The following is a 23,701-nucleotide window of genomic DNA, read 5'->3' as shown; positions in this document are numbered from 1 at the left end:
ATCTGTAGGCCGAAGACGATCGGCGACGCACCCGCCCGCGGGCCGGAGCGCAGCGGAGGACGCCGTTGTGGCGACTTTCTTGACTCGCGAGGAATGGGCGAAGCCCAGGGGAAGAAAGTCGCATCAACGGCGTTGCGGCTCAGACGATCGAGGCGAAGCCGGTCTTCGGCCAGATCAAGCCATCAACGAGGCCACGTGGGTCGCGTGCTGAACCGCAATCGGAAGAAGTCGTCGCGTATCTCGGTTGCGCTGAACAAGAGGCGGAAAAGATTCGGCGCAGAAAGAGAAACAATCTGCTGCAATGGGCGATGCCGTCTCCGAAGAAATGATCGAGACATCGCCGCTCCGCCGCGGCTTAGTGGACCGGCCGAAATGGGCCCCTTGGTCAAGGCCCCGGGGGGACTGCCCCTCCCCGCTCAGGTCTCAATCATCCCCTCGTTCAATTCGATCTATCCGAGTCTGCTCGACGACCAAGGCTGTGAACGGTCATCCCTCTCGCGTAGCGGCTGGAAGAACTGGGTGTGATGGATTCTCCACCAGCCCCGCCAGTTCGAGCGGGCGTGGCTCTGCAAAAGCAGTCAAGCGTGTCCACGTTGTGCCCCCAACACAGACCGCGCCCAGGCAAGCGAGGATCTCTCGCCAAGCCAGCGAGGGCATGCCGATCTGGGACAGGGCGAACGCCACTTGATAGCCGGCGACGGCAGCGGGGACAGCAAATGCGGTCGCGATGGCGATGCGCAAGGTCAACGACCGAGTAATGGCGACGGCGGCCTGACCGACGGCAAGCGTCAACACGCCACCGGCCGTTCCGATAAGCATTGCACTGAACACGCCGGCGCCATTCTGAAACGCCGTCATCCCGATGCTCAGTGCGACGAAAAACGGCAAGGCATACACAGCGAGCGCAAAAATCGCCCAGCAGAACAAGCCGACGCCGAGTGTGTTGAGAACAAGCCCAATGGCGAGCATGGTGGTGGCTCCATGTGCATAAATGTACCAGTCGCGCCTTCCACCACCACCATGGCGCAACTCTGAATATGAGACTGAAAGAAGGCGGAGTTGCGGCGCATGCAACTCCGCCATGACGCCTGGAGGCGAGAAGGGAGCGCTCACGCGCCGCCGAACCTCCAGACGGGAATGCCGAGGCGTTTTGCTTTGTCCGCGAGGTTGTCCTGGATTCCCGTGCCCGGGAAGTGCATGACGCCGATCGGCAGGAGTTCGAGCATGGCGTCGTTGCGCTTGAACGGGGCCGCCTTGGCGTGCTTGGTCCAGTCGGGCTTGAAGGCGATCTGAGGCACCTTGCGATTGGTCGCCCATTTGGAGGCGATAAGCTCCGCACCTTTGGGCGAGCCGCCATGGAGCAGGACCATGTCGGGATGCTTGACGTGAACCTTGTCGAGGCGGTCCCAGATGAGGTGGTGGTCATTGAAGTCCAGCCCGCCAGTGAGTGCGATCTTCGGTCCTGCAGGCAGCAAGACCTCTGTCTCAGCGCGACGCTTGGCTGCGATGAAGTCGCGCGAGTCGATCATCGCGGCAGTCAGCGTGCGGTGGTTCACCAGCGATCCTGATCGAGGACGCCAGAACGATCCGGTGTGAGCCTCAAAGCGTTCGATCGCCTGATCGCGGAAGAGCTCCAGGCAGTTGCGGCGCTCGATCAAAGTGATGCCCTCGGCCGTTAGGCGCTCGAGTTCGACCGATCGTATTTCGGAGCCATTTTGCTCGCGCTGGCTCTTCTGCTGCGCCTGTTCGTTGTCGTCGAGTTGGTGTCTGATGCGATCGACGGCGCGATGGAACAGGTTGACCATCGACCAGAGCAGATCGTCGAGGTCCGGCTCAAGCCGCGTGTCGTTCAGAGTTGCAACGAGGGCGTTGAAGATATCGGCAACGGCGCCAGCGATCATCTTGCCCTCAGGAAGCGGTCGTGGGTCAGGCTGGTCGTCGAAGGGGCGGTAGCCGAAGAGCTGTAGTTCGGTGAGGACGTGGTCAGTTGGAGAAGAGGCGTGCGGCGGTTCAATGTCGTCGTGGTCGGTCATTGGAGGGATCCTTTGCCGGATCGGCCGCGCCCATCGCGGCCTTCGTGGCGATCACCCAGACGGCGGGCGGAGCGGGCCAGAACCCGCAAGGGCCGAAGCGGCAGCGGAGGATGGCGGAGGCGGGCTATTTTGCTTCGCGATGCAAAGCGCGCCGGTTTGATGGCCATTGTGTCTGCTCATTGCCGGCGCGCGGCGGAAAATAGCCGGGCGTAGCCATTGCCGGCCCGGTCCGGTTGCCGACCGATCGCCCTCTAGAAGGCCGAGGTCGCGTCCCTTTCCGGCAATGGCCGCATTATGACGGACCTATCAACGTAGATCGAAGCACGGGTCTATTCTGCGGCCACCGTCGACGAATGCAGGAAGCGGAGGGCGTCCTCTGGTACGAGTTGAAGCCGCAACGCTGCTCGGAGGCTCTCGAGACCGAAGATATGCAGGTCTTCGTTGAAATCGCCCAGCCGGGGCGACAACGCGATCGCTTCAACGCCGACGGCTTTTGCACGCTGGGTGAGAATAGCCTGCACGGCATCTCCGGCGGCATCTGCGTCACGGGCGATATAGAGCCGACGCAGGCCAGACGGCAGCATCATGGCTGAGAGGTGATTGGCCGAGAGCGCCGCGGCCATAGGAAGAGTCGGCAGCACGTAACGTAATGAAAGCATGGTCTCGATTCCCTCGCCGGCGGCGAGTACGTCGTCCACCACGCCGAAGCGAACGGCGTTGCCGAGCAGGTCGCCCATGGCCCGTCGTGGCGTATCGATCGGAGCCTTGCCGAGACGAATGCGATCAAAGCCGTCTGGATCAAGCCAGGTTCGGTGCACGCCAGTGATCCGCCCCTCGAGATCCGTGACTCGGGCAATTATCGCCGGCCAGGTTTCGGTCGGCACATGCTCGTCCGGCCGGTAGTAGCAACGAGGGTGGAAGCGCAGACTGCCACCATGGTGGATGCGGGTTATGCCGCGGCGCTGCAAATACGTTTCGGCTCCCGTCCCCTCGATCGGTCTGGATATCGCAAAGAGCCGGCGGGCTGCTTCCTGCGATCCAGCCGGCGCCACCGAACGAAGGGGTATCGAGACCAGTTGCGACTCAGGACGAGGCAGCTTCAGAAACCGCCGCGCTTCCTCAGTGACCTCGCTGAAGTCGCGTAACCCCCGGCATTCACGAATGATGTCGAGGAGATCGCCATGTTCGCCGGTCGCAGCGTCAGTCCACTTGCCGGCTGCGCCCTTCGGCGATTCCTGGAGCCGTACGAACATCGAGCGGCCCGGCGTGTTGCGGACGTCGCCGACCACCCAGTACCGTCCCGCCCGCTTGCCATTGGAGAGATAGTATCGGCACACTGCCTCGGCCTCGCGCGCAAGGCGGCGTGCCAGTTCGCAAGGCGCGGGGGACATCACGCGGCCTCCCGCTCACTGAGGCGCGCAACCGGATAGGTGTCGAGCACCTTTTGGATGACGCTGAACGCATCGGCATAGGCGTCGTAGATGCGAACCTGCTCCGGTGTAAGCTGGTGTTCGACGAGCTCGTACTCGACGCCCTCATAGGACAATGAGCGGGCAGCGTAGACACCGAGCGCCTTGAGGTCGCGCGCCAGCACCTCCATCGCCGCGCCCCCACCCCCCTCGATTGCCTCGATAAACCCGGCGCGTGTGGCGAATGGGAAATCGGCGCCGCCCCAAAGGCCAGGGCGTTTGGCATAAGCGAGGTTGTGGACCGTGGTAGCGCCCGTCGCCGACACATAAACCACACGAGCATTCGGCAAAGCGTGCTGGAGCCTCAGGCCTGCGCGCCCCTGCTGAGAGGCCGCCTGGTCGCCGCGGTCGCCCTCGCCCCCGACCGCATTCTGCATGGCATGGCTCTCGTCGAAGACGATCACTCCGTCGAAGTCGGATCCCAACCATTCAACGATCTGCCTGACACGCGAAAGCTTCTCGCCACGCTCGTCGGTGCGTAGCGTGGCATAGGTGGTGAAAAGGATGCCGTGCGAAAGCCGGATCGGTGTGCCCTGGCGAAACCGAGACAGGGGCGTAACAAGCAGCCGCTCCATGCCGAGCGCAGACCGGTCGCGCTGGGCATCTTCGATCAGCTTGTCGGATTTGCTGATCCGGACCGCACGGCGGCGGCGCTTGAGCCAATTGTCGAGCAGGATCCCGGCGACCTGCCGCCCCTTGCCCGCGCCGGTGCCATCGCCCAAGATCCAGCCCCGACGAAAGCGGGCGGCAGTCTCTGCGTCGTCGCGTGCGACAGCCACAACATCAAGGGTCGCATCGACGGTCCAGGAGCCCGCGAGAAACTCGGAACGCGCCTCGCCAGCATAGATGATGCTCTCGAGCTGGGCGTCCGACAGAACCCCTCTTGCCACCAGAATTGAATGCAGATGGGGACGGTAGGACGGCTTCGGTGGCGCAACGGACGCCATCGCCGCGGACTGCACGAGTTTGGTCGGATGTGCGCACGATCCGGGAATACAGATCGACTGCACCCCGTACTCCTCATAGAGCGCATCGGTGAGGCGGGTGCCTTCAGGCGGCGACCATTCGACGGTCTCGTTCGTAAGCTCCACACCACCACCTGGCGCACACCCCGAAATGGACGAGCGGCTTGGTGCAACGGCGCCCGGCGATCGGGCGATTGCGGGCCGCCTAATGACGTCAGCCACGACCGGCACGGCGACGGGCAGCCTCGGAGGCACATGCTGGGCTACCCAATTGAGCAAGGTGGCGACATCGCCGGCCATTCCTTGCGAGGTGGGAAACGCGTTCGGATCGGCAGCGGGCAACTTGTCGACTACGAGCAGCCTGGTGTCGGTCTGAGTGCCTTGCTTGGCGTAAACAGCGCCATCGATCGCGGCGGAAAACACGACCCGTCCGCGCTCTTGGAGGCGAACAAAGGCCTTTGGCCACGCCGGGTTATCCGGCGCAAGACCTGCGCCAGCGATGGCGACGAGGCGGCCGCCATCGCAAAGGCGTCCCAGGGCTGACGCAATGTGCCGCAGGGCGGCGTCTGCCATCCGTCGGTTGACGTTTGCCATCGCCGGGAAGGGGGGATTTATCAGGACAACACTCGGTACAAAACTCGCGTCGAGGTGATCATCGATCTGCGCGGCGTCGAACCGCGTGACCTCAACGTTGGTGAATAGGTGATCGAGCAGCACTGCACGGCGCTCGGCCAACTCGTTCAACATCAGCGAGCCGCCGGCGAGCTCGGCGAAGATGGCGAGCAAGCCGGTCCCCGCGGAGGGCTCCAGAACGCGGTCGGCAGGCGTAATGCCGGCTGCGGTGCATGCGGCGAGTCCAAGCGAGATCGGCGTCGAGAATTGCTGAAGCGCCTGATTGTCCTCGGAACGCCGCGTATGGGGTGGCAGACAGCACGCGATTTTCGCGAGCATTGGCAGCATCGCGGCCGTCGAGCCAGCCTTGGCGCGCATCGCCGGGCCGAACTTGCGCAGGAAGAGAACGGTTGCCGCCTCGCAGACGTCATAGGCGGCCTTCCAGTTCCAGGCGCCGGCCGCGGCCGAAGCGCCGAAGGCAGCCTCGATGGCGCCACGCAGGACGGCGGCATCGATGCGCCGGCCGCGTTCCAGATCAGTCAAGATCTGTCGGGCGCCTTTGATGGCGGCAGAGGTGAGAGTCGCAGCGGCACGCATCGAGAGCGGCGCGGCGGCAGCGCCGCCCGCAAGAGATTCGGTCATGACAGGAGTCCTCGGGAGAGCGGGAAGGGGTCGAACCATCAGGCGCTCTCCTTTGACCCGACGGCTCAAACCCTTCCCGGCCCTGCTCTCCCTCTCCGCCCTCGCCCATAAAAAATGGGGACCGGCGTTGCACACCGGTCCCCAAAAAACTGCGGGATGGCCGGGGCCATCCCGCTTTGTGTCACTCAGCCGCATCGAGTTGTTGCGGGTCGTCGTCGCCGGCATTCTGCCGATCCTCAGCCGTGAGCCTCTCTCTCGGCCTTCAACCGGTCGCGAAAAACGACCCTGCCTCTCACTCTCTTACCCGCGGACGCCGAGGATAACCTCACGCCGCTTCCTGCTCCGCTGTCTCCGCCGTCATGCCGACAACCTCCTCCGGCAAGAACCCAAGGAGGTAATCCGCAACCTTGCTGGCTTGCGAGGCAGCTCGCACAATCGCGCGATTGTCCTCTCGCAGCACTTCAAGCCAGGAGCCGATATAGTCGGCGTGCCGCACCGTCGGCACAATACCTAGCGAAGCGCAACTGAATGCAGACGATATCTCCGCGATCAATTCCTCAAAGGCGTACTTCTTGGTGCCGTAGCCGCCCGACAAATCGCGGTTGAGACGCGATGGATGGCCGCTGGCATGCGCCAACTCGTGCAAAGCCGTTCGATGCCAGTTGATCGGCTCGAAATAGGCTTGCGGTGACGGTACCTGCACATAGTCTTCTGCCGGCACGTAGAAGGCGCGGTTGCCGCCAATGTGGAAGTCGATCCCGGTCGCCTTGATCAGGTATTCAACCCTTGGCTCAATCAGGCCAGGCGGCGGAGGCGGCGCCGTCGTTCCGATCTCCGAAGGCAAGTCGTCGCACTGATCGGCGTTGAAGACCGTGAAGCGCTTGAGGAACGGGATCGCCTGCGCTTCGTCGCCTGTTTCGCTAGCACGCCGCTTTTCGTCGGCCGGCACAAAGCGATCGGCATAGACGACGGTGGTGCCGCGCTCGCCCTTGCGGACGTGACCACCGAACGACAGCGCCTGGCGGAAGGTGAGCCAACTCTGACCGGTGAATGCGTGTTCGGTGGCAGCCCCCCAAAGGATTAGGACGTTGATGCCGCTGTATTGACGGCCAGTGGCGGCGCTTTTCGGCATGGCTAACGACGCCGCCGCCGCCGAACCCCAAGGCTGTACCCACGGGACGCGGCCGGCTTCAAGCTCGCCGATAATTTTGTTGGTGATTTCGTCATAAAGGCTGGTCCGGTCCTCGCCGGCGCGCGCCCGAAGATAGTGTCTGGACATAACGGATCTCCGCGACGAGCGCCGCGAGCCTCTCTCGCAGCCTGTAACCCGTCACGGCAAAACCCGGCCGGCACTCCCACTTTAAGCCTGTCCAGGCGAAATAGAGGCCGCGTAATTTGCGAGAGCTCCTCACCCACACAAATGACAGAATGCGAAATCTGGGAGGCGCTCCGCCTTCTGTTACATTCTTCGGGATTTGGGCTCGAGGTGCTTTAGGGCCGCAGGCCCCACCAGGCGCGTGCCAAGGACGCATCGCCTCAACGCAAAATGGCACCCGGAGAGCGTGAGCATAGCGACCCGAAGGGCACGCGGGTCCGAGTGCAGCGACGAGACCGGTTCAATAGCGGCACCCGGGGACGGGGCCGTGATAGCGATCGCCGAGAGGCGAGCCCCTTTCCCGAGTGCCCCCGGCAAGGAGCTCCGGATCTCCTTGCGCGAGGGATCGAAGCGGCACGGCGACCGAGAGGCAAAGCGGCTCGATTCACGAGAGCCCGGTGCGGCCGAAGCCACACGCGCCAAGCGGAAGAATCCGCCAGTCTGAAGATCTTAGATTTCCTCGCGCGTATGCGTCTGCGCGTCATAGATCCTGATTTGAAGCATGGGAAAACGCTTCTTTAGTTCTTCTCCACCTGCCCTGGCGCCGTCTCTGGTTGTAAATTCGGCTTTGAGTCGGCCATCCACTTCGAGTGCGTAACCAGAGGCCGGCGGTTCACGGGTAGCTGCAACCATTTCATTCCCATTGTGCAGTGAGGTGGCTTAAAATGATGGGTAACGTGAGTCGCCAAACCGCGCCAGTCCCAGCTCCCCGAGCGCGGTGATCGGCGCACCGTGTGGATTGACGCTTTGTTGTGCCAAATGGCAATAGAGATACAAGGCGCGCTGAGCCCCGGCCGTCCTTGAATCCGGCGACGGTGCCGGTATCGGCGGACGTAGCCTCCCTACCGCAAGGGCGAGGGCATCGATCGCTAATTGTCGCGCGTCGTCTTCGCGTCGAACGACACAATCGGCGGCAGCCGAGGCCTATTCATCCAGCGCTGAGACGAAGAGTCCGTCTATTGCGTCTTGGTGGGTGACGATCTTTTTGTTAGATCGGGGCAGCCGGAACAGACGCAGGCTTCGTCGTATTCGGGGTCGGTTTCAATGCTGATGACTGTTGAGCTAGGCCCACAACACTTACGCTGCGGGATAGCCGATCCCTTGTGCTTCAGGTAGCGTGCGCCATCCGCGAGTACGAGGAGCACGGTTAGATAGGACCGCGTCGATCCGCCTGTACGAGAGCGCGCCTTCTGATATCGCCCGACAGAACCCGCCAGCAGGCGTCTCCCCTCCCGGAGCGGAGGCTCCAATTCGCGACTTGCTGGACCGGATCAAAGCATGGAGAATGCGAAGTTGCTTCTGCGCCGACCTCGCCATCGATCCGGATGCGTTGCCCGGTACCAGGATCAATCACGATGACTCCCTAGCCCTTTCATCGACGCGCCGCCGTCATCGTCGATGGGGCTTCGGCCGCCTCCCGCGGCGGCACAGACGATCCAATCTCGCCCTCCACGAACGGCGCTATCCTCGCTTCAACGTGCTTCCAAAGCTCCGGCGCCACCTGAACAGCTGGTTCACATGAAACCCGACGATGCGAGTTGCCTCGGAAACTGGCGCCGGGCGCGGCAAGCCGCTCCTTCTTATCCAGCGATCACCGCGCCGCCCCTCTAGGGAGGTGATTATCTCGACCCTCGAAATCGTTGTGGCGTTTCTCCCAAGATTACCATAGGCCGGCGGCGACCACATTCGTCAAACAAGGCGGCCTGTGGCGGGAGTTATCCGCTCTTCGGCGTACGGTCCCGCCTCTGCGCGCTGAGAGAGAAAGATGCCGTTGGCCGGCGCTGAGTCTTCGCCCGGAAGTTTCGTCCACAGCACACCATCGCACCAGACGTGGTCAACGCGGCCCCATTGGCAGGCAGATTCCGCATTCGGGAAAAAACCGCGTCCATTGCGATTGGCGCTTGTATTGCATAGTAGTGGAATGCCCGTGAGGGCCTCGTATTCGACGAGAAGTTCGGCGATTTTGTGCTGAGAGGTCCTACAAATCGTCTGCAATCGGGCAGATCCGTCCAGATGCACAACAGCGGGGATCTTGTCCCGCCATTCTGCTCTTATTAGGTGCTCGAAGAGCATGTAAGGTTCTTGCGTTCCAGGACTAAAAATATCCGGCGCACGATCCTCTAGGCATATTGGCGCTACAGGCCGGAAGTGCTCGCGAAGTTTGATGTCGTTGAGACGGTCCTTCATTCGCGGCGATGTCGCCGCGGCCAGTATGCTTCTGCTACCCAAAGCCCGAGGTCCAAGCTCCGCGCGGCCAGAAAGGAAAATGACGGGCTTGTTGCTGGCGAGAATCGTTGCAAGTTCACGCATGCTACATGGTGAGCCGCCCCATCCGGGTGGCACGCCGCTTCGTTCCACGGCTCGACCACTATAGACGGACCATTCCAATGGTACAAAGCCTTGGTCCGCCGCCAATGCGGAGCAAGCGGCACCTATTGCCGAGCCACTGTCATTCGGAAAGGGTGGCACCCAGATAGCATCGAACAAGCCGGCAGCTCGTAGTGCGCTATTCCATTTTATGTTGAGACCGCAGCCGCCAGCGATGCACAGATTGCGCACGGCAAGCCTCGAATGTCTCTGTATAGCACTTGCGAGTTTGGTAACGAGCAGACGCTCTTGGAACCAATGAAAGGAAGCAAGCACATCTTCGGGAGCTTTGGCTTTGAACCGTAGCGCGCTGGCATCGAAGAACTCGTGGACAGGCTCAAGCGCGGCGTGCTCGCTGCAACGACCGACTGGCTCCGTAAACGTGCTAAAGTGCTTTTCGTAGAGCTCCTGAAACACCTCGACAATGCCTTCATCGACTGAACCGAGCGCAATGTAGGCCATCAACTTGCCCGCAACACCGAGGTCCCACTTGGTCCGGTTCGCCTGCTTGTATGGTCCGAAGTGATAGCCCGCGGCAGCATAAGCATGCCCGATCAGCGGGAAGAGGCACTCGAGGAACCTGGCGGCGCGGCGCTCTACATGGTAGAGACGTGGAAAGGAAGCTCCGTCCCACACCAGACAGAACGCGGGCTGCCCGGCCTTGGCGAAGGGGCTGGTACAAAAAGCGGAAGCCACATGGGCTGTGACGTGCGGATAGCTTTTGTAAGGGAAGGCGCTCTCGTTGAGCAGCAGCCCAGAGCCGTCGTGCGCTATGAGTAGGCCTTCGGCATCGCTCTCAACATACGGTGCCCCTTTAAGGGTAATGGGTGCAGTCCCACTGAAAACCTCAAATTGTGACTCAACCTCGCCCCACCATCCGTCGATGACGAACCGATCAACGTCGCGCGGATCTAAACCGTGCTCTGCCAAGGCGACAACAACCGCATCGAGATTGTCGATTTTTTGATATCGCGGATTATTGCCCCGCTTCTCCTGCTCGACACAAAAGACAAGCCGCCCGTCCTCGATAAGGGCGACTGCTCCGTCATGGGTCAGTTTAATACCGCAGATGCGCATACTGTCTCCGAACTTAATGTCGATGATCCACCCGATTTGAAGGCGCCGCAACTATTGCTCGTGTCGCAAGAGTCAGATGGGCTCCCCCTGTCGCGATGCACGCTCTGGGCCAGTTCCAATCGGAGGAATCGCTGGCGATTGTCTGATCAAAGTCGGAGTTTGAAGCGACTTGCCCGATTCGTGACACCGGACGCGTTCGGTTTCGGACCAAGCACTCCCGCCTACGGCGACAATTTGCGCTCATGCGACCTGCGGCCCCTTGTGCCTTCTCTGACGTTGAGCGAACGAGTGCAACGGAACTCTTTACCGGATAGTGAGATCGTTAACCGATCTAGCGGCGCCGAATGAGAGTGCCGTTGACGTCTCCAAAAGCGTCTCACGCAAGGCAAGCCACATTAGTATGCTTCAGGAGCCAGCCTGCAAAATCATCTGTCACTCCAACGCGAGCTTCGTCCTGCAAAGCAGATGCAAGCCTGTTCAGATCCAGGCAATCAGACGCGGACACTTCTGAGCGGCCCCGACGAGACGCTAACGCCCGCAAGCTTATCACTACACCGCCCAGAGTTAGCTCTAGCAGCTAAGCGGAGGCCGTCTACGCGTTAAGTACCTTTCTGCTGGCGCCGCAGGCGGCTCGCGGTCGCAGGCTCCATCGTCAATGAAGAAGAGAGCCCTAGCTTGGGGTAGTGGTTGATGGCGCGGCCGTTCCGGAGGCGCCTGAAGGCTCTTAACGCAAGCAATGAAAACATGGGCCGCGAGATCGGTCAGGCGGCGCGCTACGCCCAAGAGTCCCTAGTAAGCCGGGGCGCGCCCCTAGTTCAAACCCTTGTTCGGAGCAGCATGCGCACGGCGGCGACCAACATGTGAGTTGGCTAAAAATCGCTGGGCCACGTACCTATAACTCCACGCTACTCTGTCGCGCAGACGGACGGGCGCACTTGGGTTGTCGAGGACCCGGCTCGTCGGTGTGTCCGCAATCGCGGGATACACTCTCTGCACCATCTGCCGAATCTTACCCGCAAAACCCGAAAATGCGAGCGCCGCAACGAGATCTGCTTAGAGCCCTTTCTAGTGCTGGTCGTCTGTAAAGAGCCGCTTTACTCGCTTGGCCGCAGGATCGAGGGCATAAGGGAAGATTAGAGGGCCCGTACTTTCTCGCTCCTGTTTAGCGCTTTTCGTACACAGCCGTAGCATCTTGAACAAACGTGTGAGGGCCTGAACGAAGTCTCCCTGACGGCTCGAATGGCTCGTCCTCCAATTCTCCTCGCTCCAGCAAGGCCAGCCAGTGCGTCCAAAGGGCTGGTACGACACTTGCTTAAGGATGAAGCGAAGTCCCGCCCTCATATGCACATGGGAGGCGACCCGCCAGATCGGCTCCTTAAGAAGTTGGGTGTTATATGTCCGGTGTCGCCGGTGCATTTCTCTGCTCTCCAGACGAACCATCGCCGCGTGTTATTGATCAGCTGAAGAAAATGATTCCGACACTTGCACTCCGTGGGCAAGCAGGTGTCCTAGTCGCTGCTTTCATGAAAAAGCGTGGGATCCGATATGGAAGGGCATTTCAATCGGCCGATAGTTCAGTGCGCATTGACCGCATCGAACAGGAGTTGCGCTTTCGGCCTCATGTTGCAATCGCGCACATCCGTAGCGGATGCTGTGGAAGTGGGGGTGACGGCGATGTGCAGTCAATTCCCGCCGCTGCAGGCACTAGCCGCCATTTTGCAATTTCTCTGGATGGCGCCTTGGTCAACGCTCATGAACTCAGAAGCGAATTAATCGCTCACGGCCAACTGATAGACACCAACACTGACGCCGAGCTCTTGCTGAGGTGGATTGAACGATCTTGCAAACGAGAATATTGGCGTCACGGCTTGCCCGCAAACTACGAAGCTATCTTTCGCGAACTGGATGATCGTATAGACGGTGCCATTAGCGCGCTTTTGCTAGATAACAACGGAGATCTTGTTGCATACCGCAATCGAAGCGGTTTGCGCCCGTTGGAAACTATGTGGACGAACAATGGATTGTTGCTCTTTGCTTCCGAAAATTGTGCTTTCGCCGGCTCGGAAGGTAAGACCCAGCAGCTCTTGCCGGGGAGCATACGGCGCGTGGACGCCAAGACAGGCGGCAGCGTTGACCATGCTCTGAACAGCCGACGATATAAAGCCAAACTCTGCGCCTACGAAACTTTATATTTGGGAAGTCCGAACACCTCGGTCGAGGGCCATTCACATCTCCAAACCCGTTACAGCATCGGGCTGGCCTTGGGGAGAATTGTTGCCGAGCGAGTTCAAGCAGAGGCACCCTTGATGCCGCCAATCGTGTCCTCCATGCCAAGTACTGGAGGACCGTATGCCGATGGTCTGTTTGCCTCTCTCGCCGAACAGGGCGTGCGTGCCGAGCGTGGCGACGTAGTGGCAACGCAATTTCTCGAGCGAACACTGCTCGGCAGACCCAGGGACCGCCAATCCCGCATTGCTCAAAAGTATCGAGTGTCGGAAGCTGCCGTCGCTGGACGAGCCATCGTTGTTGTTGACGAGGCACTCATTCGAGGCGATACCAGCCTAGCCGTCACAACGATGCTTCTTGCCGCTGGAGCCAAAGCCGTACATTGGGCAATTGGTTCGCCGCCTATAGTTGCCCCAAATTACTACGGCATGGGTATTGACACGCCAGATGAGCTCGCATTCTGGCAGGCATTGAAGCGACTTCCGCCTGAACTGCGCGCCCAGTGCCTTCGCTTCCACAGGATGCACTTGCCAGCCCTCAGAACCATTGAAACCAACATTGCGAGAGCGATCCAAGCAGCGACGGTAACTTATCTGCCCTTCCGCGCCCTCGTATCCATATTGGCTGACAGGCTAGACAGCATCGATTTGTCACCCTTCACATTCGAGATGCCAACTCCCGCTGGACGGCAGCGCGCGGACAGAAGCTTGGAGGCGTTGCTGGCCGCTCTTTCTATCAATCCCCGTCTGAGGTCAGGATCATGAAACCCGCTCTCGTATTCGACTGGAACGGAACACTGCTGGATGACACGTACGCGCTGCTCGATACGACCAATGTAATTTTGAACCGCTTTGGTCGTCCGCGCATCAATATAGACACCCTACGAGAGCATTGTGATGTTCCCCTCTCTCGTCTCTTTCATAGCCTTGGAATGTCGCAGGAGGAGATTGAGGCAGTAGAGCGTGACGAGGGCGCACTGTTTCATGACACGTACGAGCCTCTTGCCGATAAAGCCGATTTACGTGAGGGCGCGCGCAGAGTGTTCGAGTTGGCGCGCCGAGAATCCGCTCTGCTCATCATCGTCAGCAACCACATAGTCGCGCCTCTACAGTCCCAGCTGAGGAGACTTGGCGTGGATGACTACATCACCGATGTGCTCGCCTTTGAAAGCCGCGCCACCCAATACAAATCGATGAGCAAAGGAGAGCGCCTTCGCCTTTATATGCACAAGTATAGCTTGAATCCGTCGTCAACCTTCATCATCGGCGATATGCCCGTCGAGACTGATATTGCGCGTAATCTCGGGCTGACAAGCATATCCATTACCGGGGGCTTTGTTTCGGCGTCGCGCCTGCAAGCCGCCCGTCCAGATTACACGATCAACAACCATCACGAGCTGCTGCCCATCCTACAAAGGCATGGTTTCTTTTCGGAATGCTAAAACATGAGCAAAGGATCATCAGCCAACCCGGCTCCCAAAACGATCAAGCAAAGCATAGGGCTTATCGGGGTGGGACGCATGGGAACAGGTATAGGTATTAGCCTGTTGCGACGCCAAAGCGAACTCCACATCAAAGTCAACAAGAACCGGTCCGGTGCTGTTCGCCTGACAGGTGGAGGAGCCCGCGAGCACACATCGATCGCAGAGTTGGCGCAGCACGTAAATGTCGTGGTGTTATCCCTGCCGTCCAGCCGTGAAGTTGAGACGGTGTGCCTCGATCACGATGGACTGTTTGTTCACATGCGCCGAGGAGGTCTGATAATTGATTGCACGACCTCGTATCCTGCCTCGACCATTGCATTGGCGAGAAGGGCGCGAAGCCGGGGGCTAAACTTTATTGATGCTCCGGTAACACGGAGCCCCGAGCAAGCAGAGCTGGGCCTTCTCAACGCGATGGTTGGGTCGGATGCAACACTCTTTCCCGTCGCCGAACGCATTCTAGCTGCGTTTTGCGAGACCGTTCTGCATGTTGGAGATGTCGGAGACGGCCACAAGCTCAAGCTTGTTTACAACGGTATGACGATGGGCATAGCTGCCGTCGCCGCTGAGGTCTGTCAGTTCGCGGATAGTCTAGAGATAGATCTTGTGACGCTACGCTCTTTGGTCGGTCGCGGCTCGACTAACAGTGGAATATTCCAAGCGTTCGCCGCCTTTTTGTTGGGCGAGAAACCAGATGCACTCGCAATCTCGATTGCAAATGCTGCAAAGGATATCGAATGTGCTGTGCGCCTAGCGCGCGAGAGAGCCGTTTCCGTGCCGGTCCTGGATGCTGCCGCGCAGGAATTCAACCTTGCGGTGGTCGCAGGCAAAGGTGGACTGACCCTGCCACATTTGGCCATCGTAAACGGATTGGTATAAGTCTACGCGGGGCCATCGTTCCACGTGTCTTTGGCGTCCGTGTTTCGGCGCGTGCCGCCCCGTGCGCGATGAGTATGACGTTAGGCCTCCGCGCAAACCAATCCGGCGGCGGCGTCAGGAGGCGCAGCACACCGAACTGAGCCAGGGCGCGGGCGATTGCAGGACGTGGTTTAGCGATCATGATGCGCGTGCGCGAAGCCGGAATGCGTTTGGCGAGTAATCCAGACCTGTGCCGGTTGGGGCGACACGCGGACGGGGAAGCAACGAATAGCTCACATCGCTCACGGGTGCTTCCTTGGCTCCTTGTTCGGCTCGACTTAGAGCTGCCCGCGCCTGAAGACCTTCGGCAGCACATTCAGCACGTCACGGCCAAGGCAAAGCGGATTCGAACGCGTCACGCTTGTAGCAGATTGGGTCGGGATTGGTGGTTGCTCGCCGGCTATCATTGGCGCGAAAACTTGAGCGCTTCTGCACACGTAGCTATTGTCCGCGACCCGCCGATTTACCGGACAGAGTTTCTCATTCTGCTCCCGCCTGAATAGAGAAGAAGGTGTGAGTCCAGCAAAGAAAAGGACCGCTGCCGGAATTCTCGACGGCGGCTCAAGTCTTGGGAGAAGGCAGACTTGCCGGTCTGCAAGCGGAGAAGGGGCGGAGCTCTTGAGGAGATCCGGCGACACCGTCGAACGAGGTCGTTCTCCGTCGGTTTGGCGTCCGCAATTCCGAGCTCGCCTGGCTCACAAATTTGGTGTCGAGATAGCCCTCGATTGCCTCAAGGCCACCTTCCGAACCGAACCCCGACTCCTTCGTTCCTCCGAAAGGCACTTCGGGAAGCACAAGCCCATGATGATTGATCGACCATGCCGCATTGAAGATCGGCCCCGATCGCGGTCATGGTAGTGGCGGATCGCATGTAGGCGTAAGGCGGCGAGGCCGTAAGGCAGTCGATTGGCCTCCGTGACGACCTCGTCATAGGTTTTAAACCGCGCGATCGGGGCTACGGGGCCGAACGGCTCTCCATTCATGATACGCGCTTGGGGCGGAACATCAGTCACGACCGTGGGCTCGAAGAAGTACCCCGCATTGCCGATACGCTTGCCGCCGGTGTGCAACTGTGCGCTACGACCAAGAGCGTCCGCGACAAGGTTTTCCATTGCGTCGACCGGCCGCGAGTTGGCGAGCGGCCCCATCCGGCTATCCCTTTCGAGGCCATTACCAACCTTGATCGCGCTGGCCTCGGCAACATCCTGTCGACGAAATCTTCATAGACACTCTCACACCAGAAACCGCGGCGGCGAGACGCAGACTTGGCCGACGTTGCGGAACTTGTTCGCGGAGAGGATTCTGGCAGCCTTCTCGACGTCGACATCCACGAAAACAATGGCAGGCGAATGCCGCCGAGCTCGATGGTGGCGCGCTTCATATGGGCACCAGCAAGGGCTGCGAGCTGCTTTCCGACCACGGTCGAGCCGGTGAAGGATATCTTGCGGATGATAGGATGGCGGATGAGATAGTCTGACACTTCGGACGGTACCCCGAAGACGAGATTGACCACGCCCGCCGGCAAGCCCGCATCCGCGAAGCTACGAGCCAACTCCATGCAGCTTGCCGGGGTCTCTTCAGGGCCCTTGACGATGATGGAGCAGCCGGCTGCAAGGCTGGCGGAGATCTTCCGCACGGCCTGATTGATCGGAAAATTCCAGGCGTAAATGCGGCAACCGGCCGGACCGGCTCCTTGGTCACGAGCTGGGCGACATTGCCAAAGCGCGCCGGCACGATCCGCTCATAAGCTCGGCGTCCTTCCTCGGCGTGCCAGTCGATGACATCGGCGGCAAGGAGCGTTTCAGCGTTCGACTCGCCGAGCGGTTTACCCTGTTCGAGCATCATGATTGCTGCGATGTCGGCCGCGAGCGAGCGCATGAGATCGGCTGCCTTGCCATCATCCTGTACAGGTCGAAGGCCGATACCTTTCGCCATATCTCAAAGCCCTCCGCGGCGGCCGCGAGGGCACGATCAAGATCGCCGCGGGACGCATAAGGAGACTTGCCAATGGGCTGTCCGGTCGCGGGGGTTGAAGATCTCTTCGGACCGATCCGAACCCCCTTCCGTTCATTCCCCGGCGATGAACATCCTGGCCTGGGGGTACACAGGTTGTGACTGCAGCGCTCGCTCCCGATTGTTCATGCCTCAATGTCCCCAGCGAAGAGCCAGCGGGTTGAGCTCATGCGCAAGCTCGATCAATCCAGCTCTCGTGACCGGATGAAGCTGATCGAGCGGATGCCGCACGGCTTCGCATTTGATCACACCACCTTCAGCCATCACGCTCTTGGCAGCACGCAGGCCGCACTGGCGGTTCTCGAAATTGATGAGCGGCAGGACCCTTGCATACGCAAGAGCTGCTTCCTGCCTGCGTCCCGCTTTGTGATGATCGAGCACGGGGCGAAGCAGATCGGGCAGCAGCGCGCTCGACATCGTTCCGGTCGCACCGGCATCGAGGTCGGCCATCATGGTGATGGCCTCCTCCCCGTCAAATGGACCGATGATGGACTTACCGCCGAGGTCGATCAGGCTACGCAGCTTGGCAGCCGCAAATGGGACCTCGATCTTGAAATATCTCGCGAGCGGCACCTCGCAAGCGAGCCGGACGAGAAAAGGGACCGTCAATGTTACGCCGGAGAGCGGCGCGTCCTGGACCATGATTGGAATCCCGGCGGCGTCCGCGATGCGGCCGAAATGCCCGATCATGGCGCTTTCATCCGCCTTGAGGCTTGCGCCATGATAAGGCGGCATCAGCATGACAAGGCTTGCGCCACGTTCGGCCGCATAGCGAGCGCGTTGCACCGCGATCTGCGTACTGAAATGGCTGCAGGTCACCATGACGGGCTTGCGGCCGGCGACATGCGAGAGGCAGAGATCGACCAGAATATCGCGTTCCTGATCCGACAGCAGGAACTGCTCGGAATAATTGGCCAGAATGCAGATCCCGTCGACGCCTTGATCGATCATGCAATCCAGCACGCGCCGCTGCCCTTCCAGATCGAGATCTCCAGAGTCCGTAAAGGGCGTGGGAGCGACCGGGAACAGGCCGCGATAGACGGGAGTTTTCGCATTTCTCATGCAGCGGATTCCAAACTGAAGGCAGTCAGTTGCTCTCGGGCCCGATTAAAACTTCGGAACATTCAAGGATTGGAGCCGATGCCGTCGAACTTCCTGGACAGATTGAGCGGCGGGGCGCCCGAGCAAGACTGCTCGAAGATGCTGTTGATCGAGGTCGGACGTTTCGCTCATCGTTCCTAGATCCGCCCAGATGGGAGCAGCCCCGTCAGGATGACAAGACATTCAAACAGGAAGTAGCTTCCGAAGATCAGCTCGACGTTCTCCGCCGCATCGATATCACGCACGACCGCCTTCCGGGTGAAGCAGCCCCCTGTGAGCATTCCAGGCGGGCGCCGGTCATCGGGAGCAATCGGTGTCAGGTATGTCGACAGCTGCGTTACCGTGCGCTCCGCAAACACTCGATACTTGGCGCCCTCCTCAGGACCGAGTGCGGATGCGAGCCGCAGCGCCGAGGCAGCGGCGATAGCAGTGGCCGCAGTATCCCTGCTGGTGTTGGGAATCGCAGGATCGTCGAAATCCCAGTAGGCAATAAGGTCGGCAGGGACATGGTCGATCCACCAGTCGAGAACCCGCACCGCGTAATCGCGCCATAACGGCTCTTTCGGGCGAACCATGGCCGCGTGAGCGGTGTAGAGCATCGCCCATCCCTGCGCCCGGCCCCAGGTGCTGATATCGCTATATCCCTTGTGCGTGTGCGTTCTGAGGACCTTGCCGGTGTGCGGGTCGAGCGTGGAGGACTGGATCACCGAATGATCCGGCCGCACGTGGATCTCCAGGACGCGCCGCATATGCGCGTTGGCAACCTCCTCCATCCGCGCATCGCCAAGCTCGTCTGCGGCCCAATAGAGCAGGCCTATCGCCTGGAGCGTATCGATGCTGCTCTCGGAGGCTCCGACTGCGCTCGCCTCCTCGGCATCCCCGCCCAACGGGATCAGTCCGAGGCGAGGATCAAACATATCCCGAAGCGACCTTGCTGCCGTGAGAGCCGCCGCTCGCGCAGTTTCATCCGCAAAGACAATGCTGCCGAGGGCGCCGGCGTGATAGAAGCCGAAACCCTTGAAGGCCGTAAGCCGCTCGGCGCGTGGCAACATCCGCGCCAGCGCGGCATGCGCATCTTCGATTGAAAAGCGCCTGGGATCGGCGAGATGCGCAAGCCAGAGCTCGCCGACGAACGCGCCGCCGGTCCAATCGCCGTCAGGCGTGAACGTCCAGTTTCCGTCGACGGTGCTCGCCCAATGTGGCAGGCCAGAGCGTGCAGCGTCCCGGGTCTGTGCAATGCGCGTCAGCATGCGCTCGCGCGCGGAAAGATATTCGCTTCTCGACATCATTCTTGGTCCGACAGAATTCTCTTTACGCCAAAAGGCGCGGTGAGGCGGCGCGGGGGTCAGTCGCCGATGTAGACGCGGCCACGCCTCCTGGCGATCTGGTAGACCACGACACTGAGCAGCGCGATCAACGATCCATAGACAGGAAACATCCAGGCGATCTGCTCACGTTGTAACCACACGAGCAGATAGGGTGATGTGCCGCCAAACAGCGACACGCCTAACGCGTAGCCGAGCGCCACCCCCGTGGTCCGCACGGCACGCGGCATCAGCGTTGTGGCGATAAAGTTGTAGAGGGCCATGTTGAAGCCCACGATGGCGCCTCCGAACACCGTGACAAAGAAGAACGTGGAGATGCTCTTCTCCGAATAGACCAGCGTCAGGAAGAAGCACGGGATGAGCAACAGGCGCAGCAGCGTGAAAGCACGTGAGGGCCGGACTTTGTCGGCGAACGCGCCAACCAAAGGAGCGGCAAACATCCAGATCAGGAGCATTAGCGTCATGATGCCGTAGACAGACGTGCTATCCTCCTTGAACACGGTGTTCGCCATGTTGGGTAGGCCGGTGTTCCAAGCGTAGTTCGCGATCTGCACCGACCCGATCACCAGGATGACAGCGAGCAGCGAGAGCCGGACGCTCCAAAGCGTCTTCCAGACACCGCCTGTCGTGTCCTGAATTCGCGACAGCTCATCCTGGCGGTGCATCGCGCGACTAATCAAGGTTTCTGGAAGGGTGCTACGCAGATAAATGATCAAGAAGCCAAGCACGCCGCCGACGGCGAATGGTAGACGCCAGGCCCATTCGCGCAGCACCTCGAGGGCGACCGACGCGCTCACGAGGAAGGCGACCATGCTGGATCCGAAGATGCCGAGCTGGATGAACGTACCGCTGATCAGGCCCAGATAACGCCCCTCCTGGCCGGGCGGTGCCAGCTCGATGGCGATGGCGTTAGCGACGCCGGCTTCAGCGCCGGTCGCAAGTCCTTGAACGAGACGAAGGAGAAGCAGTGCAACCGCCGCGGTGACCCCGATATCCTTGTAAGTCGGCAGAAGCGCGATCAAGAGCGAGCACAGCGCCATCGCCGTGACCGAGATCATCATCACCCGTTTGTGGCTGATGCGATCGGCGACCGGACCGAGCAGGGCTGCGCCCAGCGGCCGCGCGAGGAAGCCCGCTCCGTAGACGGCGAGTGCGGCGAGCAACGAGGTGGTGGGATCATTGGACGGGAAAAAATGAGGCGACAGAAACGCCGCCATCACGCCATAGACGTTCCAATCGTACCATTCGAGCGCAACGCCTCCGCCGAGGCCCGCGGTCATTGTCCTGCTCGCAATTTGAGCTTCATGCCCATCGGACACGGGACTGACGTGAACGAAGGTGTTCACGTCTCCACCAAGCGGCATCGCCGCTTGCGCTGATGTCGAAGAGTAAACGTCGCTGGAAGCGTCGCCGAAAAGGCGCGCGCCAGTTGGCTCATGTCCCATTCCCATGGTCCCTCCGGTTGAGAAAGCGCGCTTCTTTTGTGAAGCTTATTTTTGTTTGGTAATGCTATTCTGCAGCGCCGACGGCGCCCGTCTCGTAGAGATCCTTCAATTGCCGGGCGTCATAGCCGAGCTCTTTCAGGATCTCTTCCGTTTGCGCACCAAGCTTTTGCGGCGGCAAACGCACGTCCGGCAGTTCTCCGTCGTAGCGCACGGGATGGCTGACAAGCGTGATGGGAGTCCCCGTTGCGCCAGCGACGACCTGGAAGTTTTTGTTGTGCGCGATCTGCGGATCGGCAACGACCTCGGCATAATCGTTGACTGCGGCGTGCCAAATCCCGTGCGCTTCGAACAGGGCGATGCATTCCGTGGTCGAGCGTTTAGCGACGTTGGCGGCAATCCGACTCGAGGCTTCATCCCGCCTTCGATACGCCTCCTCGTCAGGAATTCGCTGATCGGCAGGAAGGCCGAGCGCTTCCGAGAGCGCCTCCAGCGATCCCAGAGAGATCGCAATGTGTCCATCGCGCGTTGCATAGATGCCGTAAGGCGCTCCGTAGTACCAACCGGCCACGGGGCCGGGCTGACGGACGTCGTCAGGCCTTTGGCCATTCAGGTAGCAGGTAAAAGATTCCATCTGCAGGTCGAGCGCTGCCGACAGCAGGCTGACATCGACCCGGCAGCCCTGCCCCGTGCGCGCTTTCCTCACCAGGGCAGCGAGGATCCCCGCCGCAAACAAGGCAGCGCCGTGATGATCGATGGCGGAAACGCCGACAGCCCTCGGCCCCTGCTCGCGACTTCCGGTGATCATCGCAAGCCCTGACAGCGCCTGGATCAAGAGATCCTGGCCGGGCCGATTGACGTAGGGCCCGTCAGGACCGTAGCCGGAGGCGGCAGCATAGATGATCTGAGGATTGATCTTCTTCGCATCCTCATAGCCAAGGCCAAGCTTGTCGAGCACGCCCGGGCGGAAGTTCTCGGTGATCACATCCGATTGCGCGATCAGTTGCCTGGCGATGGCGACCGCTTCGGGCTTCTTCAGATCGAGCGCGAGGCTGCGCTTGTTGCGGTTTCCGGTGAGAAGCAACATCGACTGGCCGTCGACCCGCTTGTCCGCTCCGCCCCACTTCCTCTGGAAGGCACCACCCGGAGGTTCGACGGCAATCACGTCGGCGCCGAGGTCCGCCAGAAACTGCACCCCGACCGGACCCATCAGGAAGTGATTGAAGCTCAGGATACGAATGCCCTTCAAGAGATCGACCATACGTCTGTGCCTTCGGGTTTCCTGAGATTGACGGTATTTTCTTACTTCAGTTCTGAAATCGATTTCAGAAATATTCCCTCATTTGGATGGAGTCAAGCGGACCGACAGACTTTTCGAATGCCGTTCGACCAGCTCACCAATGCCGTCTGCGTGAGGAGGACCACTAATAGCGCGAGATCGTCCACATACGGGGGTTGAGCAGGTGGCGCTCGGGGTGGTTAAAGCTTTGAGCGGAGACCCTCTCCTTCTCCCGATTGTTTTTAGAGCAGATGGACAAGAAACCCGTCATCGACACCAAGGGCCGCCAGCAACCGCGCGTGAAGATCGAGGACGTCGCCCGGAAGGCGAATGTCTCGCCGGCGACCGTCTCGCGCGTCCTCAATCACCCCGATATCGTACGGCCGGAGCTTCGCGACAGGGTCATGCGGCATATCAATGACCTGTCCTATACGCGCGACAGCGCGGCCAGGGCATTGAAATCGGGACGCATGCGCACCGTTGGCGTCATCGTCCCGACGCTGGCGCTCGGCATCTTTGCGGAGGGGGTGGAGGCGCTGCAGAACCGCCTCAGCGAAAGCGGTTACACGCTGTTCATTGCCAATTCCCAGTATGACCAGCGGCGTGAATTCCAGGAACTGCAGAGCCTCGTCGAACGCGGCATCGATGGAATTGTCCTGGTTGGCGGCTCCCATGGACGTGAACTGAGGAGCCTGATTGAACAGGCCGGCGTACCTGTCATCACGACCTATGTTTCCAAGGCCGGCGGCGGCATCCCCGCGATCGGGATCGATAACGAAAGCGCCACCCGGGAAATGACCGAGTATCTCCTGAGGCTCGGACATGTCCGATTCGGCGCGATCGCCAATGTTGTGGCAACCTCCAACGACAGATCTCGCGCCAGGCTCGAGGGAATTCAGCGCGCGCTCTCCGAGGCCGGCCTCCCGCTCAAGCCGACCCAGATCATCAAGGCCGATTATTCGCTTGCCCAGGGCCGCAGCGCCCTTCGTCAGCTCCTGACCGACCACCCTGATACGACGGCGGTGATCTGCACCACCGACACGCTTGCCATCGGTGCAATGGCTGAGGCTCGCAAGATGGGGCTGATGGTCCCGGTCGCGCTTTCCATCACAGGATTTGACGATGTGGAGCTCGCGGCGCAAATGGACCCCCCGCTCACAACCGTCAGTGTTCCGGCAGCTGAAATCGGCCGGGGGGCCGCCGATTATCTGATCAATGCCATCGCCGGAAGCCCGGTTCCCAAAAGCGTCCTGTTGCCCTACCGCCTGGTCATGCGCTCATCGAGCGCGCCGCCACGCTCCGGCGAAGGCCCGGCCCGCCGGCGGCGCAGTCGGGATGTTTGATCCGACATCATGAAAACGATTTCACATGACTCTC

14 protein-coding genes and 2 pseudogenes are annotated in these 23,701 nt (G+C 60.5%); 4 read left to right on the top strand and 12 right to left on the bottom strand.

The genetic code is table 11. The annotated features are described in order from the left end of the window. Positions 1-486 precede the first annotated feature (486 nt). From XH80_RS07095 to nodU, 6 genes and pseudogenes are all read right to left on the bottom strand, one after another. On the bottom strand, positions 487-969 hold the full coding sequence (locus tag XH80_RS07095; protein ID WP_271597957.1) for a hypothetical protein: 483 nt from the start codon (positions 967-969) through the stop codon (positions 487-489). Between the two features lie 140 nt (positions 970-1,109). Continuing rightward, entirely contained in the window at positions 1,110-2,033 is a 924-nt protein-coding gene (locus tag XH80_RS07090; RefSeq protein ID WP_271597956.1) for a DUF2493 domain-containing protein, read from the bottom strand. 329 nt (positions 2,034-2,362) lie between these two features. Then, a complete protein-coding gene (locus XH80_RS07085) occupies positions 2,363-3,424 on the bottom strand; it encodes a DUF7146 domain-containing protein (protein WP_271597955.1) in 1,062 nt (353 codons plus the stop codon). A gap of 41 nt (positions 3,425-3,465) precedes the next feature. Continuing rightward, positions 3,466-5,721 (bottom strand): annotated as a pseudogene (locus XH80_RS07080) (strawberry notch-like NTP hydrolase domain-containing protein); the annotation flags it as partial. 325 nt (positions 5,722-6,046) lie between these two features. Further along, entirely contained in the window at positions 6,047-7,000 is a 954-nt protein-coding gene (locus XH80_RS07075) for an ArdC family protein (protein ID WP_271597954.1), read from the bottom strand. A gap of 1,785 nt (positions 7,001-8,785) precedes the next feature. Next, positions 8,786-10,540, bottom strand: a complete 1,755-nt coding sequence (gene nodU, locus XH80_RS07070; RefSeq protein WP_271597953.1) for a nodulation protein NodU — start codon at positions 10,538-10,540, stop codon at positions 8,786-8,788. A 1,394-nt stretch (positions 10,541-11,934) separates the two neighbouring features. Here nodU and XH80_RS07065 point away from each other — a divergent pair. From XH80_RS07065 to XH80_RS07055, 3 genes are read left to right on the top strand one after another with little or no spacing between them, the layout of a single operon-like run. Next, a complete protein-coding gene (locus XH80_RS07065; protein WP_271597952.1) occupies positions 11,935-13,530 on the top strand; it encodes a hypothetical protein in 1,596 nt (531 codons plus the stop codon). Then, positions 13,527-14,207: an HAD family hydrolase gene (locus XH80_RS07060; protein WP_271597951.1), complete on the top strand. Its 681-nt coding sequence runs from the start codon at positions 13,527-13,529 to the stop codon at positions 14,205-14,207. The genes XH80_RS07065 and XH80_RS07060 overlap by 4 nt, the downstream gene beginning before the upstream one ends. A gap of 3 nt (positions 14,208-14,210) precedes the next feature. Continuing rightward, positions 14,211-15,125, top strand: coding sequence for an NAD(P)-dependent oxidoreductase (locus tag XH80_RS07055; RefSeq protein WP_271597950.1), 915 nt, complete (start codon positions 14,211-14,213; stop codon positions 15,123-15,125). Between the two features lie 600 nt (positions 15,126-15,725). On the opposite strand, the gene XH80_RS43935 is transcribed toward XH80_RS07055, so the two are convergent. The 6 genes and pseudogenes from XH80_RS43935 to XH80_RS07030 all read right to left on the bottom strand — a co-directional run bounded on the left by XH80_RS43935 (position 15,726) and on the right by XH80_RS07030 (position 22,306). Continuing rightward, a complete protein-coding gene (locus XH80_RS43935) occupies positions 15,726-15,947 on the bottom strand; it encodes a hypothetical protein (RefSeq protein ID WP_442869127.1) in 222 nt (73 codons plus the stop codon). Then, positions 15,860-17,173, bottom strand: a pseudogene (locus XH80_RS07050) (aldehyde dehydrogenase family protein). The gene XH80_RS43935 and the pseudogene XH80_RS07050 overlap by 88 nt, the downstream one beginning before the upstream one ends. A 136-nt stretch (positions 17,174-17,309) precedes the next feature. Next, positions 17,310-18,239, bottom strand: coding sequence for a dihydrodipicolinate synthase family protein (locus XH80_RS07045; RefSeq protein WP_271597949.1), 930 nt, complete (start codon positions 18,237-18,239; stop codon positions 17,310-17,312). Positions 18,240-18,415: 176 nt separating this feature from the next. Then, the gene (locus XH80_RS07040) at positions 18,416-19,564 is read right to left on the bottom strand and encodes a hypothetical protein (protein WP_271597948.1); all 1,149 of its coding nucleotides are present in this window, start codon (positions 19,562-19,564) and stop codon (positions 18,416-18,418) included. Positions 19,565-19,623: 59 nt separating this feature from the next. Then, entirely contained in the window at positions 19,624-20,883 is a 1,260-nt protein-coding gene (locus XH80_RS07035; protein WP_271597947.1) for an MFS transporter, read from the bottom strand. A gap of 229 nt (positions 20,884-21,112) precedes the next feature. Next, positions 21,113-22,306: a CaiB/BaiF CoA transferase family protein gene (locus XH80_RS07030; RefSeq protein WP_271597946.1), complete on the bottom strand. Its 1,194-nt coding sequence runs from the start codon at positions 22,304-22,306 to the stop codon at positions 21,113-21,115. Between the two features lie 317 nt (positions 22,307-22,623). Between XH80_RS07030 and XH80_RS07025 the strand changes: the two genes are divergently transcribed. Continuing rightward, positions 22,624-23,667 (top strand): LacI family DNA-binding transcriptional regulator, encoded by a 1,044-nt coding sequence (locus XH80_RS07025; protein ID WP_271597945.1) that lies wholly within the window; start codon positions 22,624-22,626, stop codon positions 23,665-23,667. Positions 23,668-23,701 lie beyond the last annotated feature (34 nt).

The sequence above is a fragment of the Bradyrhizobium sp. CCBAU 45384 genome (assembly GCF_028128665.1).
In the GTDB taxonomy this organism is placed as follows: Bacteria; Pseudomonadota; Alphaproteobacteria; order Rhizobiales; family Xanthobacteraceae; genus Bradyrhizobium; species Bradyrhizobium manausense.
The sequence above is the reverse complement of the archived record's forward strand: the minus strand, read 5'-3'. Positions and strand labels throughout refer to the sequence as shown.

Excerpts from the sequence above, each read along its gene's own strand:
- nodU (WP_271597953.1), bottom strand. The coding sequence starts at position 10,540 with ATGCGCATCTGCGGTATTAAACTGACCCATGACGGAGCAGTCGCCCTT.
- XH80_RS07075 (WP_271597954.1), bottom strand. The coding sequence starts at position 7,000 with ATGTCCAGACACTATCTTCGGGCGCGCGCCGGCGAGGACCGGACCAGC.
- XH80_RS07085 (WP_271597955.1), bottom strand. The coding sequence starts at position 3,424 with ATGTCCCCCGCGCCTTGCGAACTGGCACGCCGCCTTGCGCGCGAGGCC.
- XH80_RS07055 (WP_271597950.1), top strand. The coding sequence starts at position 14,211 with ATGAGCAAAGGATCATCAGCCAACCCGGCTCCCAAAACGATCAAGCAA.
- XH80_RS07030 (WP_271597946.1), bottom strand. The coding sequence starts at position 22,306 with ATGGTCGATCTCTTGAAGGGCATTCGTATCCTGAGCTTCAATCACTTC.
- XH80_RS07095 (WP_271597957.1), bottom strand. The coding sequence starts at position 969 with ATGCTCGCCATTGGGCTTGTTCTCAACACACTCGGCGTCGGCTTGTTC.
- XH80_RS07035 (WP_271597947.1), bottom strand. The coding sequence starts at position 20,883 with ATGACCGCGGGCCTCGGCGGAGGCGTTGCGCTCGAATGGTACGATTGG.
- XH80_RS07060 (WP_271597951.1), top strand. The coding sequence starts at position 13,527 with ATGAAACCCGCTCTCGTATTCGACTGGAACGGAACACTGCTGGATGAC.
- XH80_RS07065 (WP_271597952.1), top strand. The coding sequence starts at position 11,935 with ATGTCCGGTGTCGCCGGTGCATTTCTCTGCTCTCCAGACGAACCATCG.
- XH80_RS07040 (WP_271597948.1), bottom strand. The coding sequence starts at position 19,564 with ATGTCGAGAAGCGAATATCTTTCCGCGCGCGAGCGCATGCTGACGCGC.
- XH80_RS07090 (WP_271597956.1), bottom strand. The coding sequence starts at position 2,033 with ATGACCGACCACGACGACATTGAACCGCCGCACGCCTCTTCTCCAACT.
- XH80_RS07045 (WP_271597949.1), bottom strand. The coding sequence starts at position 18,239 with ATGAGAAATGCGAAAACTCCCGTCTATCGCGGCCTGTTCCCGGTCGCT.